The sequence below is a fragment of the Pseudoalteromonas sp. A757 genome, from assembly GCF_004103285.1.
Lineage (GTDB): Bacteria > Pseudomonadota > Gammaproteobacteria > Enterobacterales > Alteromonadaceae > Pseudoalteromonas > Pseudoalteromonas galatheae.
Genome location: NZ_QNQN01000073.1, coordinates 269,301 through 288,880, shown reverse-complemented (window position 1 = coordinate 288,880; position 19,580 = coordinate 269,301). Strand labels below are relative to the sequence as shown.

Sequence of the window (19,580 nt, the reverse complement as noted above, 5' to 3'; positions counted from 1 at the left end):
AGTGTTTTCTCATGATGAAGAAGTTAGTAGCAGCCTCGATTTTAACTATGGCGCATGTAGCAGTAGCCGAAAGTAGCGATCAGATTTCAGCAAAATCAGCCCTGATGGTCGCTCACCCAGAGCAAACGCTTTTCACAGATATTACAGATAACGGTGATGCGTTAATTGCGGTAGGTAAACACGGCACAATAATTATTAAACAAGAAGGGCAAAACTGGACGCAGGCAGAGGTGCCAATTCAATCACTGTTGACCTCTGTGACATTCAAAGGCAAAGATATTGGTTGGGCGTGTGGCCACGACGCCAGCATAATCAAAACCACAGACGGTGGTAAAACATGGGCGCTAAAACAATATCTACCAACATTGGAAAAGCCTTGTCTTGATATTGAGTTTATTGACCAGCAACACGGCTTTGCTGTGGGCGCTTATGGAATGTTTTTTGAAACCACGGACGGTGGTGAATCTTGGACAAAACGTTTTATCAGTGAATTTGTTCACCCCGACGATGTCGACTATTTAGCCGATTTAAAAGAGCAAGACCCTGCGGCATACGAACAAGAAACGGCGTTTATTCTTCCCCATTTTAATCGTCTGTTAATCGCCGAAGGCATGATGTACCTTGCCGGTGAAATGGGACTTGTGGCACAAAGTGATGACTTGGGAAAGACATGGCAAAAATTTGAGTCTTTTTATCGCGGATCATTTTTCGCTGTTGATCAAACCTTTGACAACCAACTTATTGTTGCGGGCCTTAGAGGCAACGCATTTATTGGCAATGTACAGCAAATAGTACAGCTCGATACTCAAAAAACAGCGACAATAAATAGCATTGCCCACAAAGATAATGTGACCTATATGTTTGCTAACAGCGGCGTAATATTCACGTTGAAAGCAGGTAAGCTAACCTCAAAACAACTAAAAAATGGCCACTCTATTTTAGCAGGTGTGGTTAAAAAGAATCAGCTAATTCTAGCGACGGAGCAGGGGATTGCTGAGGTAGAGGTGAACAACTAATGCAAGCGTTTTTAAATCAATTGGTATACGCCATCTTTAGGCATCGTATTAGCGTCGTGTCTTTTTTCGTACTGACGACGGTATTTTTGGGCTTCAAAGCCACACAAATTCAGCTCGATGCCTCATTTAACAAAAATATTCCACTAAATCATGAATACATGAAGGTGTACCTGAAGCACGAAAAACAGTTTGGTGGTGCAAATAGTATTCTTATTTCTGTTTGTGATAAAGATGGTGACATCTTTAATGAGCCATTTTTCACTCAGCTAAAAGCGGTGCATGATCAGCTTTATTTTATTCCGGGCGTTAATCGCCCATTGGTAAACTCAATCTTTGCTCCTAGTGCAAGATTTGTTGAAGTTGTGGAAGACGGCTTTGCTGGTGGGCCTATTATTCCTGCTAATTTCCAACCCACCGAACAAGGCCTAGCGGTTGTAAAGCAGAACATTGAAAAAGCAAAAGTTGTGGGTCGTATGGTTGCAAGCGACTATTCATGTGCCATGGTAACCGCACAGTTAATGGAAACCGACCCGCAAACTCAAGAGAAACTTGATACCTTAGCTTTTGCGCAGAAACTAGAATCTGAGGTCAGAGAGCCACTTAGCACTGACAAGGTGAGTATCCATATCATTGGCTTTGCAAAGATGGCTGGTGACATTGCTGATGGCGCGAAAGGTGTAGTGCTCTTCTTTGCATTAGCGATTGCTTTTACCTTTATTATGGTTTGGATGTTTTGTAAGAGCTTTAAGTTAACCTTACTACCTATCGCCTGTTCATTTATTGCTGTGATTTGGCAGATGGGCTTACTCAGTACTTTGGGTTTTGGTGTTGATCCCATGTCTATTTTGGTGCCTTTCTTAGTGTTCGCCATTGGCGTGAGTCACGGTGTGCAAATGATCAACGCGATAGGTAAAAAAGTAGCGGAAGGGGTAAGCTGCAAAGTGGCTGCTGAAGCGAGTTTTAAAGCATTACTTATCCCTGGTGGTATTGCTCTACTTTCGGACACCGTTGGCTTCTTAACCTTACTGGCAATCGACATCGGCATTATTCGTGAACTTGCTATTACTGCCAGTTTAGGGGTTGCGGTTATCATCTTTACCAACTTGATACTGCTTCCAGTGATGGCGTCGTTCTTTGAGTCCACAAATATCAAACGACTTGGTGATGGTAAAAACGCCAGCCATGGTATGTTTGAGGCAATGCGAGAGTGCTTGGTGAAAACCACAGACAAAAAAGTAGCCAGAATTATCTTACTTATCAGTGCAGTACTGTTCGCATTTGGCTACTGGCAATCTGAAAAGATGCGTATTGGTGATTTACATGCTGGTGCACCGGCGCTACATGAAGATGCCAGATACAACCAAGACACTTTTCTTATCTCAGACCGTTATGCCATTTCTTCTGACATCTTAAAGGTCATTGTCGAAGCGACACCTGCGGCTTGTACTGAGCACGATACAATGGAGCGTATTAGTCGTTTCCAATGGCGCGTAGAAAATTTGGCCAGTGTACAATCGGCAGTTTCTTTGAGCTCTGTTGCACAAGCGGTTAATGCTGGGTACAACGAAGGCAACTTAAAATGGCAGACGTTACCAAGAAATACTGCTTCTCTAGTTCAAGCTACCTCTCGAGTAGAGACAAGCTCAGGACTGCTTAACGGTGATTGTTCGGTGATGCCTATTATCATCTTTATGGAAGATCATAAGGCGGAATCTATCGACCATGTGATTGCAAAGATCAAAGCGTTCTCAGAAGAAGAGGGAACTGATGACGTTGCCTTTAAGTTGGCGTCTGGTCCAATCGGTGTAATGGCGGCGACAAATGAATCTGTTTCTGAGGCACAGGTCCCTATGATGATATACGTGTACGGTGCCGTGATCCTGTTATGCTTAGCGAGCTTTAGGAGCGTTCGAGCGACTATCGCAGTGGTACTACCTCTGTATGTGGTATCAACGCTGGCTCAAGCGCTTATGGTGCAGCTTGAAATCGGTTTAACGGTATCGACGTTACCGGTCATTGCTTTGGGTGTGGGAATAGGTGTCGATTATGGCATTTATATTCTATCCTCAATGATGGGACAGCTTAAGCAAGGTATGCCGTTGTCTGCGGCCTATAGAAATGCGCTTGCTGAACGAGGCAGTGCGGTACTGTTTACTGGTATCACGCTGGCTATTGGAGTAAGCACATGGATTTTCTCTGCGCTTAAGTTCCAGGTTGATATGGGTATCCTTTTAACCTTCATGTTCTTGGTAAATATGCTGGGTGCTGTGCTGCTTTTACCGGCAATTGGAACGCTTATCTGGTCTGACCAGAAAAAATAATGTGAATAATTGTGCTCCTTTTTATTTGGTATTGGCGATTTATATCTATTTTTTGTGAATAGATGAGCAAACAGCTGAAAAGCTTGAAATGTTTTCGTCAAAAAGGCTGTTTATTAGCGTCAGAAAGGTTAGAATTTACCTGACTCCACGCTAATAAATGGCTGTACAAATAATCTACCGTTCAAAGGTGGTATAGATTAAGGAACACATAATGACACAAAATGAAGGCACAGCTTCTGTTATCCTAGATAACGTCTGCAAGCTTATCCATAAAAAAGTCCATGCTGACAAAGTGTCACTTGTCGAAACGTTTGCCAAAACCTTGTACAGCAATATGTCTAAAGAGGATTTGGCACATCGTAACGACAGTGACTTATATGGCGCAGCATTGAGCCTTTGGAATGCCCTTGATAAAAACAAGTCTGACGATGCCGTCATTCGCGTTTTTAATCCTGAGGTTGCAAAGGATGGATGGCAATCATCGCATACGATTGTCGAGATAATCGCTAAAGATATGCCGTTTTTGGTTGATTCAGTGCGCATGGCGATGAATCGCAAAAACATAGTCTCTCACCTATTACTTCATTCTCCACTTAAGTTACAAAGAAATGATGCTGGTGCAATCACCGCAGTTTCTAACTTAAAAGCAGAACAAGAATCTACGTCTACTAAGACCGTATTCTTTATCGAAATCGACAGGCAAACAGATGATTCGGTGATCGCTGATTTTACAGCTGAGCTTGAATCTGTCTTAAATGATGTTTCTGTTGCGGTTGCTGATTGGCTACCAATTCGCGATAAATTGGTGAGCGTAAGTAAAGAGCTGCCGACCCGTCATTATAGTTGTTCAAAAGAAGAAGTTGCTGAAGCCGTCGAGTTTTTAGACTGGCTGGTTAGCGACAACTTTACCTTTATGGGCTACCGCCAATATGATTTGACTCCAGTTCAAGGTGACTATGAGCTGAAGCCAGTTGAAGGCACAAGTCTCGGACTGATGAAAAACTCAGGTGATGATCACAGTCGTTTATTGTCTGAATTGCCTGAAGTTGCGCGCAAAGAAGCACGTAGTAACAACTTGCTGATCTTAACCAAGACAAATTCACTTTCACGCGTTCATAGACCAGCGTATATCGACTATGTTGGTATCAAGCGTTTTGATGATGAAGGTAACGTGATTGGTGAAGACCGTTTCATCGGCTTGTTCTCATCTAGTTTCTACAACAACAGTGCAGTAGATGTTCCGGTACTTAAGAGTAAGATTAACCGTATCATGGAGCAATGTGACTTTGCAAAAGGCACACATGCATACAAAGCGGTACTCAATATTCTTGAAACCTATCCTCGTGATGAGCTAGTACAGGCGCGTGAAAGCGAGCTACTTGAAGTGGCAATGGGCGTTTTGCAAACTCAAGAGCGTGACATGTGTCGCCTATTTGTGCGTAAGGATGTGTATGGTCGTTTCTTCTCTTGTATGGTTTATGTGCCAAGAGAGCGATACAACACAGCGTTACGCCGTGAAACTCAACAACTGCTAGGCCGTGCATTTAAGTCTAGCGACAAAGTAGAGTTCACCACCTTTTTCTCTGAATCAACACTAGCGCGTACGCATTACATCGTGCGTGTTGATGACAACAACATAGATTACAACGTGAAAGAAATCGAAAATAACTTGGTAGAAGCCGCTCGTACTTGGGAAGACAAGCTACAATCCGCACTTCTTGAAAGAACAGGCGAGTCTCGTGGTAACGAGTTAAACCGTAAATACACGAATGCGTTCCAGTCTGCATATAAAGATCAAGTGCTGCCAAGCGCAGCAGTCGTAGACATCGAAAAGCTAGAGCAACTAAATGACGACAACAAACTTGAGATGCTGTTCTACAGACCTCAAGAAGAAGCTACGTCGCAGCTTGTTCGTTTGAGTCTGTTCCACAAGGCAGAGCCTATTCATCTATCAGACGTGATGCCAATGCTTGAAAACTTTGGCCTACGTGTTATTGGTGAAACTCCGTACGCCGTGAAGACGACTGATGGTCAAGTAAACTGGATCATGGATTTCTCTATGCTTATTGACAGTAAAGGGATCACTGATTTTGAGAAAGTATCAGCACGTTTCCGCGCAGCATTGACTAATGTGTGGAATAACCGCCTAGAAAATGACGGTTTCAACCGTTTAGTGTTATTAGGTGGTCTAACTGGTCGTGAAGCATCTATCTTACGTGCATATGCTAAATACATGCGCCAAATTGGTGTGACGTTCTCGCAGTCTTACATCGAAAATACATTTGACCGCTACCCGCACATTGCAGCGATGATCGTTGATCTCTTCGTGAAGAAGTTTGCACCGAAGAAAGTTGCCACTGAAAAGGCACTTCAGAAGGTTATTGATGCAATCTACCTTGAGCTTGAAAACGTAGCAAACTTAGATGATGACCGTATCATTCGTTTGTACGTTGATATGATCAATGCAACGCTGCGTACTAACTTCTATCAAAAAGAAGCAGACGGCACGAACAAGTCGTACACGTCATTCAAGATCCAGCCAAGTGCAGTGCCAGATATGCCATTGCCATTACCAGCGTTTGAAATCTTTGTATACTCTCCACGCGTAGAAGGTGTTCACTTACGTGGCGGTAAAGTGGCTCGTGGTGGCCTACGTTGGTCAGACCGTCGTGAAGATTTCCGCACAGAAGTACTTGGCTTAGTTAAAGCACAGCAGGTTAAGAATACGGTTATCGTACCTGTGGGCTCTAAAGGTGGTTTTGTTTGTAAACAACTTCCCACTGAACGTGAAGCGTTCTTCAAAGAAGGCCAAGAGTGTTACAAGATCTTCATCCGTGGTCTACTAGACATCACAGATAACATCGTACATGGTGACATTGTGCCGCCAGTGGATGTTGTACGTCACGACGAAGATGACCCATACCTAGTTGTTGCAGCAGATAAGGGGACAGCTACCTTCTCTGATATCGCAAACGGCATCGCTGAGTCTTACAACTTCTGGTTGGGAGATGCGTTCGCTTCTGGTGGTTCAATCGGTTATGACCATAAGAAGATGGGTATTACTGCTAAAGGCGGTTGGGAATCGGTTAAGCGTCATTTCCGTGAAATGGACATTGATTGTCAAACAACTGATTTTACAGCAGTTGGTATTGGTGACATGGGTGGTGACGTATTCGGTAACGGTATGCTGCTATCTAAGCACATTCGTTTACAAGCGGCATTTAACCACATGCACATCTTTATCGATCCAAACCCAGATGCAGCAAGCTCGTATGTAGAGCGTGAGCGTCTATTTAATCTGCCACGTTCAAGTTGGGAAGATTATAATAAGGATCTTATCTCCGAGGGCGGTGGTATTTTCTCTCGTGCAGCGAAAGCAATTACGCTAAGCGCTGAAATGAAGAAGATGATAGGCACTAAGAAGTCGAGCATGACACCAAACGAGTTGATCAAAGCATTGTTGAAGATGCCAGTTGATTTACTTTGGAACGGTGGTATCGGTACTTACATTAAGTCTAAATCTGAAACTGATGCTGAAGTAGGCGACCGTGCAAATGACGCGCTACGCATCAACGGTGGTGAGCTTGGAGCGAAGATCTTTGGTGAAGGTGGTAACTTAGGTGCTACTCAGCTAGGTCGTATCGAGTTTGCTTCAAACGGCGGTCGTATTAACACCGACTTTATTGACAACGTAGGTGGTGTTGCCTGTTCGGATAATGAAGTTAATATCAAGATCCTACTTAACGGCCTAGTTGCTGAAGGTGAATTGACGAATAAGCAGCGTAACGAATTACTGTATTCAATGACTGATGAAGTATCAGAATTGGTACTGAAAGATTGTTACCGCCAAACGCACACGCTTTCGATTACTAAGTCTAAAGGTCCTGCAACGCTGAAAGAAAAAGTACGCTTTATTCATGCACTTGAAAAAGAAGGCAAGTTAAATCGTGCAATCGAATTCTTACCAACTGATGAAGAGCTAGCAGAGCGCGCGGCGGCAGGTAAAGACCTAACACGTCCTGAGCTATCTGTATTAGTTTCTTACTCTAAGATGGTATTAAAAGAGACATTAGTTGTTGATGAGATCTCAGAAAATCCATACTACCGTCAGTTGCTAGTGAACTCGTTCCCAGCACCGCTGCGTGAGCGCTTCAATGCTGCGATGGATAATCACCCGCTACGTAAAGAGATCATTGCAACGAAACTTGCAAACAATATCGTTAACGATATGGGTCTAAACTTCATGGTTCGTATGCACGAAGAGACAGGTGCAACGGATGCAGAAATTGCGGTTTGCTACTCAATTGCAAGTGCAATCTTTGAAATGAAGGAAACGTGGTCAGCGATTTCTGCGCTTGATAATAAGATCCCAGCAGCAGTTCAAACGGAAATGCTATATCAATTACGTCGTACGGTTCGCCGTTCAACGCGCTGGTTCTTGCGCCACCGTGATAAGTCTCAAACCATCGAGCAAACTATCGCGTTCTTTGCACCAACATTTAAAGATTTAAGTACAAATCTACACAACTACATGGTTGCAAATGAAAGCGAGCAGATCGTTGATAAAGCGCGCGACCTTGAATCTCAAGGTGTACCAGCTGAGATTGCACTGCGTATTGTGTCACTTTCAAGCTTGTTCTCGGTCATGGACCTAGCGGAAGTGGCACATAACTCAGGTCGTAAGATCGGTGTTGTGTCTAATACCTACTTCACGCTCGGTGCAAACATGGGTCTACATTGGTTCCTTGACCAAATCACGGCTCAACCTGTTGCAAACCATTGGCAGGCGCTTGCTCGTGCTTCATATCGTGAGGAGCTTGATTGGCAACAGCGTTCATTGTCAGAGGTTGTATTAAACAGCTTTGCTGGTGATGACAGTGATATCAATGAACAGATTGAGCAGTGGATGGATAAGCAAGCAGGCTTACTACACCGTTGGCAGCAAATGTTAACTGAGTTTAAGACGTCGCAAAGTCATGACTTTGCTAAGTTCTCAGTTGCACTTCGTGAGCTAATGTTACTAAGCCACAACTGCGATACTTCCAAATAATCCAGAAATCGCTACAATACCCCAGCTTTGACTGGGGTATTTTTTTGTCTAATGCCATTGGCATAATCCATTTAGCTAAAGTCACAAAAGGGTGATTTTAGCTAAGTCGATTACGTTACCAATACTGAGGAGCTACCATGTTTTACGATCTTGCGCGTCGTTTTATGTTTAACAAAGATGCGGAGTGGGCACACGATTTTGCCTTAGGCAATCTTCGTCGCTTTGCAAATACGCCAATGAGCCTTGCATGGTCTCAATCAGTTCAAGACAAACCTGTTAATTTTCTAGGTTTAGAGTTTAAAAATCCAGTCGGGTTGGCCGCCGGTCTTGATAAAAATGCTGAGTGTATTGAAGCATTCGCACAAATGGGTTTTGGCTTCATTGAAGTTGGAACTGTCACGCCGAGACCACAAGCGGGCAACGACAAGCCTCGGATCTTTCGTCTACCTGAAGCAAATGCGATTATTAATCGTATGGGATTCAATAACAAGGGCGTTGATTACCTAGTCAACAATGTAAAAGCAGCAAAATACGATGGGATCCTTGGGATCAACATTGGTAAAAATAAAGATACACCGAATGAACAAGGTAAAGATGACTACATTCACTGTATGAGAAAAGTATTTGAACATGCCTCATATATCACAGTGAATATCTCTTCACCAAATACACCGGGTCTGAGAGATCTACAATATGGCGAAGCGCTGGACGATCTATTACAAAGCCTGAAAAATGAACAGATGGATCTGATCGCCAAGCATAACAAGTCAGTGCCTATGTTGGTAAAGATCGCACCAGATGTCGATGGTGTTCAGTTAACCCAGATCGCAGAATCATTAGTTAATAACCGTATCGACGGTGTTATTGCAACTAACACAACATTAGCCCGAGATGCGGTAGCAAATCTAGAGTACGGTAATGAAGCAGGTGGTTTGTCTGGTAGACCTGTTCGTGAAAAATCGACGCATGTAGTCAGCGAATTGAAGCGTATTACTGACGGTAAGCTACCAATCATAGGTGTAGGTGGCATTGACAGTGCTGAATCTGCAAAAGAGAAATTTTCAGCTGGTGCTGATTTAGTACAAGTCTACACAGGCTTTATTTACGAAGGGCCTGCGCTTGTTAAAAAGATCGTTTCGTCCTTATAAGGATCGGTCATATAACCAAATGATCCAAAACAAAACGTTATTATAAAAAATTTCATCATTGCGTTTTTCGCGTTATACTCCCACTTACTAGTTGAGCTAATTGGTTGGTGGGAGAGGAGTTTTGCAAGCTTCAAAAGAGTGGCAATGGATCCGCTGCACAGAAAGGAACAGGTTGTTGATTGATTTGGGTGATGAGCTTCAGCTTTGCACGCCTTTTCGTTTGCGCCACCTTACTGAAGACTCAACCGTTAATCCTAATTTTAGTCTCAGCGAAGCTGAATTTTATCAGAGTGTATTTTCCTACCTTTGCGGTTTTGGTGTTTGGAACGAGCCCAGATGCTGCCAAATCGCTTTAAATGCCACTGCGGCAAAGTTTCATCTGCAACCGATGCAAGCAAAAAGCTGGTTTTTTAAGCCGTATTTTGGTGGTGAACCTGTGAGTGAGGCGGTTGTGTGTTTAAATTCCAAGTTAAGCCGCGGCGAGTTTCTAATTATCGAGCATGATGGTCAATCAAGTCTTTGCTTAAGCCTGAACGAGCAATTTATGCTTGATGAGGGAATAGAGCTTGAACAATTTCAAGCGATAAAAGTACTGAACGATCGGTTAGCGCCGCTGGTGTTAACACAACGGGTACATCAAAGCGCATAGCCAAGTTCATCCCATCGTTTTATTGACCAGCAATTATTTCCTGTATTAATCTGTACCTAATTTGAGTTGTTTGCTAGTCTAGAGAACAGAATGCGCTGCATCTGCGATAAAACATTAAAACTTACTTATGCCGACGCTGAAGGACATTGCGGTTATCAATGTCAGTCATGCGGTGCCATTTGGCTGCCGCGCAAATTTATTGATTCCATTAAACATACTTATCACTTTAGTTATACCGATTTTATTGCAAAGCGGTCGTTGGTTGAGCGCGACGTTTTACAATTATGCCCTGATGATGGTCATACACTTAAAGGCTATACGCTCTTTGAAGCCAGTTTTAGTGAGTGCGGGTGCTGTGGTGGCGTGTGGTTTGAAAAAGGGGAGCTCCATAACTTACTACAAAATTACGAAAGCAAGAGTTCGGACATAAGCGCGCTAGATAAGTTAGACTTTCTGAACTTGCTAAATTTTTAACGTAATTTATCCCCATACAACTAAGCTCAACTAATAACTAACGATAACTTGTGTGTTATACTGCGCCCAGTTGAAATTTAAGGGTATTCAAATTGCAATTTATCGCATTGACATCTATTGGTGTAGAGCAGTTACTGGTTGAAGAATTAACCGAGTTTGGTTTTGAAATAAATAAGCAAACCGTTGGTTCAGTTAAGTTCACAGGTGCTAATCTAGACGTACAAAAGTTCTGTATGATGACACGATTTGCAACGCGCGTGATGTTGCTTATCGATGACAAACCAGAAGTGAATGACAAAGATTCTCTCTACAAGTTTGTTCGTTTTCAGGCATGGCAAGATTGGTTTAGTCCAAAGCAGACCTTTGCAGTAGAGTTTAATGGTACGAATAATGCGCTTAAAAATACGCAATTCTCTGGTCTGGTGGTTAAGGATGGGATCGTTGACTATTTCAATGACCTGTTTGAACAACGTCCAGATGTTGACAAACAGACACCGGATATTCGCATCATAGCGAAATTATCTAAGCAAGGCTGTGCGCTATATATCGATTTTTCGGGACCTCGCTTATCTGATAGAGGTTATCGTGACAAACAAGGTAAAGCGCCAATTCGTGAACATTTAGCGGCAGCGCTGGTTAAACGTAGCGGCTGGCTTGAAGATACTAATAAGCCACTTTTTGATCCCTGCTGTGGTTCTGGCACGTTATTGATTGAAGCAGCTTCTATGGCACTTGGCTTACCTACTAACCTAAATAAAGACTTTGCCTTTAAACGCCTGCCGAGTTTTCGTGAAAGTAAGTTCACTGAGCTTAAAGCACAATTAAAGGTACAACCAGAGCAAAAGAGCTTATGGCTGATCGGTAGTGATATCGATGAGCGTGTGCTGTCAATTGCCGAGCGCAATGCCAAGCGCGCAGGCGTTGAGTCACATATTAAGTTTAAGTTTGAAGATGCCAATCAGCTTAGCCTTGCAGCTAAACGTCCCGGCACTGTGCTGAGCAACTTGCCTTATGGTGAACGTCTAGGTGGTATGGCTGAAATTATTACGCTATATCGCAATATGGGGATCGCCTTTAAAAAGCACTATAAAGACTGGAATTTGGCGTTACTCGCGAGTGAAGAAAGTCTATTAAAAGTGCTAAAACTAGCGCGTAAAAAGTCTTATAAATTCAAAAATGGTCCGCTCGACGTGCTGCTTAACTTGTATGAAATGAATGAAATGCAGGTACAGCAAAATAAACAAAGCAGTGGTCTTAATTTTGAAGGCTCGACTGCGTTTGGCAACCGTTTGAAGAAAAACCTGCAAGGCTTAAAATCTTGGCTGAAAAAAGAAGACATTAATGCGTATCGTGTTTATGACGCGGATATCCCAGAGTACAATGTTGCGGTTGATGTATATAACGACAACGCAGTCATCTTTGAATACAAAGCGCCAAAAGAAATTGACGATAGCGTTGCGCAAAAACGTTTGCAAGACGTGATCACACTTACCGCCGAGCAGTTGAATATCGACCCGTTAAACATCGCGGTAAAAGTAAGAAAGCGCCAAAAAGGTCAAGAACAATACAAAGCCCTGGACAAGCAAAACCGCACTGAGATAGTAGAAGAGTACGGTGCTAAGTTTAAGGTTAACCTATTTGATTATCTTGATACGGGTCTATTCCTTGACCACCGTTTAGCCCGCAAGTTTATTCAGCAACATTCGAAAGATAAACGTGTGTTGAATCTATTTGCATACACAGGTAGTGCTTCTGTGCACGCTGCAGTTGGCGGCGCTAAGTCTGTTACCACAGTAGATATGTCAAAGACCTATTTAAAGTGGGCTGAAGAAAACTTTGAGCTAAATGGTTTGAAGAACCCACGTTTCAGATTTGAGCAAGCGGATTGCTTAAAATGGCTTGAAAGAGCCGTTGGTCAATATGACTTGATATTCTTAGACCCACCAACATTCTCTAACTCTAAACGTATGTCTGACGCATTTGACGTACAAAGAGATCATTTAAAACTATTTGGTTGGGTAAAGAAGATATTAGCACCGAACGGTGTACTGCTGTTTTCTAATAACAAACGCGGATTTAAAATCGATGAAATGGGACTTGCTGCACTTGGCCTAACCGCTGAGGAATACTCATCACAAACCTTGTCTTTGGATTTTAAACGTAACAAGCAAATTCACAACAGCTGGTTGATCCGTCATGATTAAATGTACCTTATTCCACACCGATGGTTGTCATCTTTGTGAAGAAGCATTGGCGATGTTAATTCAATTTTTGCCTGAGGCCGAAATTGAACTAGTCGATATCGTTGATAGTGAAGAGACGATGACGGAATATCAATATAGAATTCCAGTGATTAAAAAAGGCGAGACAGGTCAGGAACTTGGCTGGCCTTTTACTCAACAACAACTACAAGAATTTATAGACTAATATGGATCTCATTCGAATTGCTAAAGCCCAACTGGCTTTTGGTTCACACCCTATACTTGACCAAGCTGATGCCGTTATTGAATCAGGTGAGCGCGTTTGTATTGTGGGCCGAAATGGAGCCGGTAAATCAACGTTACTGAAAGTACTTGATGATCAAGTTCAACTTGATGATGGTGAAATCAACCGTGTTGGTGGATTAAAGGTTTCAAGGCTAGAACAAGACCCACCAAAGGGTGCAAATGGGTCGGTTTTTGATTATGTTGCGAACGGTTTACCTGATGTTGCTGAGCTACTCATTGAATTTCATGAAGTCAGTGAAAAACTACAAACCAGCCAGTCAGATAAATTGATGACCTCGCTTGAGCGCCTGACTCAGCGATTGGAAAGCGAAGATGCATGGCGTTTTGAGTCAAGGATCAAGCAAGTGCTTAGCCAGTTGCAATTAGATGCGAATATGCGCCTAGAAGAGCTCTCCGGTGGCTGGCTACGCAAAGTCGCGCTGGCCAAAGCGTTGGTGAGCGACCCAGACTTGTTGCTACTCGACGAGCCGACCAACCACCTTGATATGCAAAGTGTTATCTGGCTTGAGCAATTCCTGAAAGAGTTTAAAGGGGGGATCGTGTTTATCTCTCACGACCGTGCCTTTATTCGCGCAATGGCAACCCGAATTTTAGATTTAGACCGTGGCAAGTTGGTTTCATACCCAGGGGACTATGCGCAATATCTAGAGCAAAAAGCCCATGATTTAAAAGTGGAAGAGCAACAGAATGCCTTGTTTGATAAAAAGCTTGCCGAAGAAGAAACTTGGATAAGGCAGGGGATCAAGGCCCGTCGAACCCGTAACGAAGGGCGTGTGCGAGCACTAAAAGCGCTCCGTGTTGAGCGCAAGCAACGCATCGAGCAGCAAGGTAAGACAGACTTTAACATCGAGACGGCGGATCGTTCCGGTAAGCTGGTCTTTGAAGCGAAACATTTAGACAAAGCATTCCAAGAAAAATGCATTGTGAAGGACTTTTCAACGCTGGTGATGCGTGGCGACCGTATTGGCTTGGTCGGTCCTAACGGAGCTGGTAAAACCACGCTATTAAAAATGCTTTTTGGTGATATTAAACCTGATGCGGGTAGTGTAAAACAAGGTGTGAATCTAGAAGTTGCGTACTTCGACCAATACCGAGAAAAATTGGATGAAGAAGCAACCGTGCAGGATAATGTCGCAGAAGGCAAGCAAGAAGTAATGATGGGCGGCCGCTCGCGTCATGTGCTTGGCTATCTGCAAGACTTTTTATTTCCGCCTGCGCGAGCCCGAACCCCTGTAAAGGCGTTATCAGGCGGTGAAAAAAACCGTTTATTGCTTGCAAAGCTTTTCCTTAAGCCTTCAAATATTATTGTGCTGGACGAACCGACCAATGACTTGGATATTGAGACGCTTGAGCTACTTGAAGAAATCTTAAATCAATATCAAGGTACGGTGTTGGTCGTTAGCCACGATCGTGAGTTTATCGATAATACCTGTGGCAGTGTTTGGGCGTTCGAAGGCGAAGGCTTGGTGACAGAAATCGTTGGCGGTTATAGTGACTTTGAGCTGTATCAACAAAGACGTGAGCAGCAAAAGAAAGAAGCGCAAAAGGTTCATCAAGAAAAACAGCAACAAGCCGAGATTAAAAAAGCAGCTGCGCCTGCTCGTTCAAATAAACTGAGTTACAAATTAAAACTTGAATTAGAGTCATTGCCCAGTAAAGTAGAGGAACTTGAAGAGGCAGTGAACAAACAACAAGCACTGGTCAGCGATCCAGACTTCTTTAAACAAGATCAAGAAACGACCCACAAGGCATTGAACCATTTGACTGAGCTAGAGTCGAAGCTGGAAGCCGCGTTTGAACGCTGGGAAGAACTAGAAGCATTACAGAATCAGCAGTAAGGATTAAAATGAAATTTAAACTTTTAGCCGCGAGTGTCGTCGTAGCCCTTTCACAACAGGCGGCCGCTGCCACCTATCAGTTAACTGAATTACCAAGACATGATAATAGCAAATATAGCTACGTGTCGGATGCCAATGAAGCTGGAGATGTGATTGGTCACGCTTCCAACTTATTTGGTGTAAAGATTGATGTATCGTATATCGACTTCGATGATTCAACACTAAAAAATTATTACGACAGTACTAAAAAGCAGTATGAGCTGATCGAAGAAGAAATCACCTTCACACTAGAAGATATTCAAAACAATGATGCAGCTAATACGAATGCTCAAGCTCATGCATTTATGCTGTCTTATGTTATGAGTTCAAGTAGAGTAGTTAGCCAAGAGTATCAAAGAGTTGAAAGAGCAATTTCTTTGACATATGACAACAATACCGCAGAAGAGTTTGTGGTGTTTGATGAACAGTCTCCTGATTACGAAGGACTTACTCGCTCGGTTACTAACTATCTTACGAGCATCGCAGAAGACGGGACAATAGTCGGTTGGGGCTCAGCACCTTTTAAAAAGATAACTTTTACTCCTGAGGGTGAAACAGAAGAAGAAACCTACTTTGTACGTGATTGGCGCAATAAAGGTATTTTAGTTACACCAGCTGGAGAGAAAATTAGATTAGAGCCTGCCTTTACAGAATACGGCGGCTTTTCTATTGCCACTGATATCAAACAAACTGCAGATGGCGGCTATATTGTTGTGGGACAAAGCTCGACGTCGTTATCGCAAAGAGCAATAGAAAATATAGAAGACAGTTGTGACGGTGTAGATGAGCCAGTTGATGTGTGTATTCAAAGGTTGACCTCGCCATATCATACTCGAGCGTATAAGTGGACGTTTGATAACGATTTTAACTTAGTCAGCGCAACCGATCTTGGTTTGGGATTCACGCCAGATGAAGACAGTGAAATTGCTTATTCAAGTTTGGCTGTGGCAACTAATGCGAACGGCTTAACGGTTGGTGAGTCCCGAGCGCGTCGTCAAAGTAATGATGATTTATTGCCATATGGACAGGCTGTTTATTATAAAGATGGTGAAATCAAGCGCATCAAAGAAGTTGAGAGCTTTATCGAGTATAGCCAAGCGGTTGATGTAAATGATAATGGGATTATTGTTGGTGTGTTTGGTCGGTCATCGAATGGTTCAAGAGAATATGACTCAACTGGCTTTTATTTTGATACAACAACATCAGAATTTAAAGAGATGCCTGCATACTTTGAGAGTTCAGCAACTGCGGTAAACGACATCAATAATAACGGGTTTGTTGTAGGTCAAGGTGTTATTGAAAAGAGTGGCTCTAACCGCCGTCGCGAGGCGTTTTTATATGAAATTGGTGCAGAAAAACTAGTTAATATAAACTCACTTCTTCCTTGTAAGAGCGATTCTTTCCCTTACACTATCGCAGAAGCTGTAAAAATCACCGATGATAACAAGATTTACGCTGTCGCGACTAAAACAGTTGAACGACGCAATACCTTGGGTGGAATTGAAAAGGACAGTAAAGGTGAGATAGAGTATGAATCGGTGAGTTTGCCAGTTTTACTTACGCCAATTTCGGGTGAACCAGAAAGCTGTACACCACCTGAAGCGGAGACGTATGAGCGCCAATCTGCAAGCTGGTCTTGGCTTAGCTTACTTGCGTTACCACTAGTGGCGCTGAGAAGACGTCGTAAAATCTAAAGTACAAATTTAGACACAAAAAAAGCCCTTAAGGGCTTTTTTTGTGTCTGAAAAAATTCAATTCGATATTTAATTCAACCGATAAAAATCTTAACTATACTGGTACTAGTCTTGGCCGCGACTTTGCCACGCTTTGTTTACTGAGCGTCGCCACAGGTAATCGATACCGAAAAAGCCGACAATGGCGGCAAATGTTGCGCAGATCAAAGAGCCGACGATAAATGCTGGCCCAATCGTTGTTAAACTTTGTGCAAGCCATTCCCAACTCGCTTCAAAATGGAATGGTTGTTGTTCTTGGCCAAGAGCAAATACACCGACTAAGTATGAGCAATAAAATATAGGCGGCATTGTGAGTGGGTTAGTGATCCACACGAGTGCAATAGACAAAGGCAAGTTAACGCGAAATGGAATCGCGAGTGCTGCTGCCAGCACCATTTGAAAAGGAACAGGGATGAATGCGAAAAATAACCCCACCGAAAATGCACCGCGCGCTGAGCGCCGGTTCAAATGCCAGAGATTGGCATCATGCAATAACTTACCAAAGATTTTTAATGATTTCTGTTGTTTGATTTTATTATGATCAGGTAAAAAGCGTTGAATCGTTTTTTTCGCCATTTGCAGCTGCCATCTACTTGGATTCTGATATGTTTTGGAATAATGCTGGGTTGCTTCAGTGCGGTATTTCTTCTCGACAATTGGCGATTAGCCGCAATAAGCATATTCCTCTACTTCATGGGCCGCTATTCTAAGCTTTTTTGTCCTATATTGGCAGGGTTTATTTTAGGGATTTCCATTGTTCTTAGCCATTACTTTGTTTTTTATCAGCTAAAAATACCAGAAATGTGGCAATCGCAGCTTGTTACTGCTTCGGGTAAAGTTCTTGAGGTTGATAATTCTGTGATAGGTGAAGCGTTAAAGGTAAAACTTGAACAAGTTGACGATTATCAGTTTGCGCGTTGGCGGACGGTAAATGCAAAGCTTTATCGTGACGCGTCAACGCCTATATTGACAGTTGGTGACCACATTGAGTTTACGGTAAAACTTAAGCGTTATCGTAGCCGAGTTAATATCGGACTTTTTAACGCTGAATTGCATGCGTTTAGAAAGCACATGTATTTTAAGGGCAGCATCAAAACAATCAATTTGGTAGTGAAGGACACTACGTGGCGAAATAACTACCGCTTATTCATAGATAAAAAGCTAAACGGGCTCAGTTATGCTTGGCTGTATTATATTTTGTTAACCGGCGATACAAGCAAAGTCGACTTTGAAAACAAAACACAATTTAGAAGTCTAGGTTTGAGCCATTTGTTAGCGATTTCAGGGCTTCATATCGGGATGGTATTTGCCATCGCGTTTTTGCTGATAAAAGTCGTGCTGTATTGTATCCCGGTAATAATCTCCCAGGCAGCCAACTTGCATCAGTGGTGTTTAGTTTTTGCGTTATTATTGTGTTTTGGATACGTCATTCTCTGCGGCTACAGTGTATCGGCGACACGAGCTGTGATCATGGCAATGGTATGGGTTGCCTGTTACCTCTTTGCTGTGCGACTTAAAGCGCTTCAAGTGTTAACGGTTGCGTTGACAATCGTCTTGGCGGTAGACCCGTTTTCGCTACTTAATCCTGGTTTATATTATTCCTTTTTTGCGGTTGCTATCATCGTAACGTTAGTGACAAAAGTTGGTCGAGGTATAGGTGTAAAACTGCTTGCGTTAATTAAGTTGCAGCTTGCGTTATTTATCTGCCTGTTGCCACTTAACCTATATTTCTTTTCCGGTGCGAGTATTATCTCACTGGTTGCGAACATCATTGTGATCCCGTTGATTTCTGTGGTTGTATTTCCGCTACTACTGCTTCATGTTACTGCGTTGCACGCTATTGGTTGGCAACTTCCACTTCACTTAGTTGATAATGGTTTAGTGGTTCTTTTTGAGTTGTTGCAGAGCGCTCCGCTAACTTGGGTAGATATACCCAGCGTTTCGTCCGTGTTTCTCATAACCAGCTACTTAAGTGCTGTGCTGCTGTTTTTATTCAGAGATTATCTCGGTTTATTACCTGTCTTACTTTTCCTCGTTCAGTATCAATTTCGAGCTTCTCCGCTATGGCAAATCGATATCTTTGATGTAGGTCACGGAACGGCAGTGTTAGTTTCTCGTGATAACAAAGGGCTGCTCTATGATGTGGGGGCTAAGTATTTTGGTTATTTTTCGATGTTCGAGTTTGTGATCAAACCCTATCTTTTAAATAATCGAATTACGCTGCAAGATACCATCATTAGTCATAACGATGGTGACCATAATGGTGGCGTTGACGACCTCATTGCTTTTGATGGCGGGAAGTCGTTACAGCGTTTTCACCCAGCAAGTGCTGCTGATAGTTGTGTGCTAGGAATGCATCAATTTCAAGGACTAGAGGTATCTGTGATCTGGCCTCAAGAAATGTCGAACAATGACAACAATAACTCTTGTGTGGTTCGTATCTCTGATGGGCAGTTTACGCTTTTATTACCAGGAGATATTGAGAAAGTCATTGAAGCTAAGTTACTTACTCTAGAAAAAGAAGCACTCAAAGCCGACATTTTACTGGTTCCACACCATGGTAGTGGCAGCTCTTCAAGCGAGCAGTTTATTCAAGCAGTTGACCCGGATATTGCGATATTTTCTCGTGCCTTTTATTCGCCTTGGAAAATTCCCAATGAGAACGTGATTGAAAGATACCAAAGAGTAGGGAGCACGCTATTGGATACCGCCTTAGATGGCCATATAAAGATCTCAATTTTTGCTCAAGAAATCACAGTTGAACGAGCTCGAGAAGTGGAAAATTACTGGTTTCTCAGATAATCC

General features: G+C 42.8%; 12 protein-coding genes. 11 read left to right on the top strand and 1 reads right to left on the bottom strand.

All coding sequences use genetic code 11. From position 1 onward, the window contains the following. Nucleotides 1-14: 14 nt before the first annotated feature. The 10 genes from DRB05_RS18635 (at nucleotide 15) to DRB05_RS18590 (ending at nucleotide 16,736) form a co-directional block, all read left to right on the top strand. Nucleotides 15-1,016, top strand: coding sequence for a YCF48-related protein (locus tag DRB05_RS18635; protein ID WP_240036274.1), 1,002 nt, complete (start codon nucleotides 15-17; stop codon nucleotides 1,014-1,016). Then, nucleotides 1,016-3,337 carry an MMPL family transporter gene (locus DRB05_RS18630; protein ID WP_128728252.1) on the top strand — a complete coding sequence of 774 codons (2,322 nt, stop codon included), beginning with the start codon at nucleotides 1,016-1,018 and terminating at the stop codon, nucleotides 3,335-3,337. The genes DRB05_RS18635 and DRB05_RS18630 overlap by 1 nt, the downstream gene beginning before the upstream one ends. Nucleotides 3,338-3,548: 211 nt before the next feature. Further along, entirely contained in the window at nucleotides 3,549-8,387 is a 4,839-nt protein-coding gene (locus DRB05_RS18625; RefSeq protein WP_128728251.1) for an NAD-glutamate dehydrogenase, read from the top strand. 137 nt (nucleotides 8,388-8,524) lie between these two features. Continuing rightward, a complete protein-coding gene (gene pyrD, locus DRB05_RS18620) occupies nucleotides 8,525-9,535 on the top strand; it encodes a quinone-dependent dihydroorotate dehydrogenase (RefSeq protein WP_128728250.1) in 1,011 nt (336 codons plus the stop codon). A gap of 121 nt (nucleotides 9,536-9,656) precedes the next feature. After that, on the top strand, nucleotides 9,657-10,184 hold the full coding sequence (locus tag DRB05_RS18615; protein WP_128728249.1) for a cell division protein ZapC domain-containing protein: 528 nt from the start codon (nucleotides 9,657-9,659) through the stop codon (nucleotides 10,182-10,184). A 90-nt stretch (nucleotides 10,185-10,274) separates the two neighbouring features. Next, nucleotides 10,275-10,658 carry a zf-TFIIB domain-containing protein gene (locus tag DRB05_RS18610; RefSeq protein ID WP_128728248.1) on the top strand — a complete coding sequence of 128 codons (384 nt, stop codon included), beginning with the start codon at nucleotides 10,275-10,277 and terminating at the stop codon, nucleotides 10,656-10,658. Nucleotides 10,659-10,750: 92 nt separating this feature from the next. Next, entirely contained in the window at nucleotides 10,751-12,862 is a 2,112-nt protein-coding gene (gene rlmKL, locus DRB05_RS18605; protein ID WP_128728247.1) for a bifunctional 23S rRNA (guanine(2069)-N(7))-methyltransferase RlmK/23S rRNA (guanine(2445)-N(2))-methyltransferase RlmL, read from the top strand. After that, entirely contained in the window at nucleotides 12,855-13,085 is a 231-nt protein-coding gene (locus DRB05_RS18600) for a glutaredoxin family protein (RefSeq protein ID WP_045989052.1), read from the top strand. Before rlmKL ends, DRB05_RS18600 begins: the two co-directional genes overlap by 8 nt. A gap of 1 nt (nucleotide 13,086) precedes the next feature. Then, nucleotides 13,087-15,003, top strand: a complete 1,917-nt coding sequence (locus tag DRB05_RS18595; RefSeq protein WP_128728246.1) for an ABC transporter ATP-binding protein — start codon at nucleotides 13,087-13,089, stop codon at nucleotides 15,001-15,003. Nucleotides 15,004-15,011: 8 nt separating this feature from the next. After that, on the top strand, nucleotides 15,012-16,736 hold the full coding sequence (locus DRB05_RS18590; RefSeq protein ID WP_128728245.1) for a DUF3466 family protein: 1,725 nt from the start codon (nucleotides 15,012-15,014) through the stop codon (nucleotides 16,734-16,736). Nucleotides 16,737-16,841: 105 nt separating this feature from the next. On the opposite strand, the gene DRB05_RS18585 is transcribed toward DRB05_RS18590, so the two are convergent. Beyond that, the gene (locus DRB05_RS18585) at nucleotides 16,842-17,351 is read right to left on the bottom strand and encodes a DUF2062 domain-containing protein (RefSeq protein ID WP_128728244.1); all 510 of its coding nucleotides are present in this window, start codon (nucleotides 17,349-17,351) and stop codon (nucleotides 16,842-16,844) included. A gap of 42 nt (nucleotides 17,352-17,393) precedes the next feature. Here DRB05_RS18585 and DRB05_RS18580 point away from each other — a divergent pair, with 42 nt between their 5' ends. After that, complete coding sequence (locus DRB05_RS18580; protein WP_128728243.1) at nucleotides 17,394-19,577, top strand: DNA internalization-related competence protein ComEC/Rec2; 2,184 nt, start codon at nucleotides 17,394-17,396, stop codon at nucleotides 19,575-19,577. The last annotated feature ends 3 nt before the right edge of the window (nucleotides 19,578-19,580 follow it).

Coding starts and splice junctions, on each gene's coding strand:
- DRB05_RS18635 (WP_240036274.1), top strand. CDS start 15: ATGAAGAAGTTAGTAGCAGCCTCGATTTTAACTATGGCGCATGTAGCA.
- DRB05_RS18595 (WP_128728246.1), top strand. CDS start 13,087: ATGGATCTCATTCGAATTGCTAAAGCCCAACTGGCTTTTGGTTCACAC.
- DRB05_RS18630 (WP_128728252.1), top strand. CDS start 1,016: ATGCAAGCGTTTTTAAATCAATTGGTATACGCCATCTTTAGGCATCGT.
- DRB05_RS18610 (WP_128728248.1), top strand. CDS start 10,275: ATGCGCTGCATCTGCGATAAAACATTAAAACTTACTTATGCCGACGCT.
- DRB05_RS18625 (WP_128728251.1), top strand. CDS start 3,549: ATGACACAAAATGAAGGCACAGCTTCTGTTATCCTAGATAACGTCTGC.
- DRB05_RS18590 (WP_128728245.1), top strand. CDS start 15,012: ATGAAATTTAAACTTTTAGCCGCGAGTGTCGTCGTAGCCCTTTCACAA.
- DRB05_RS18585 (WP_128728244.1), bottom strand. CDS start 17,351: ATGGCGAAAAAAACGATTCAACGCTTTTTACCTGATCATAATAAAATC.
- DRB05_RS18580 (WP_128728243.1), top strand. CDS start 17,394: ATGCTGGGTTGCTTCAGTGCGGTATTTCTTCTCGACAATTGGCGATTA.
- pyrD (WP_128728250.1), top strand. CDS start 8,525: ATGTTTTACGATCTTGCGCGTCGTTTTATGTTTAACAAAGATGCGGAG.
- DRB05_RS18600 (WP_045989052.1), top strand. CDS start 12,855: ATGATTAAATGTACCTTATTCCACACCGATGGTTGTCATCTTTGTGAA.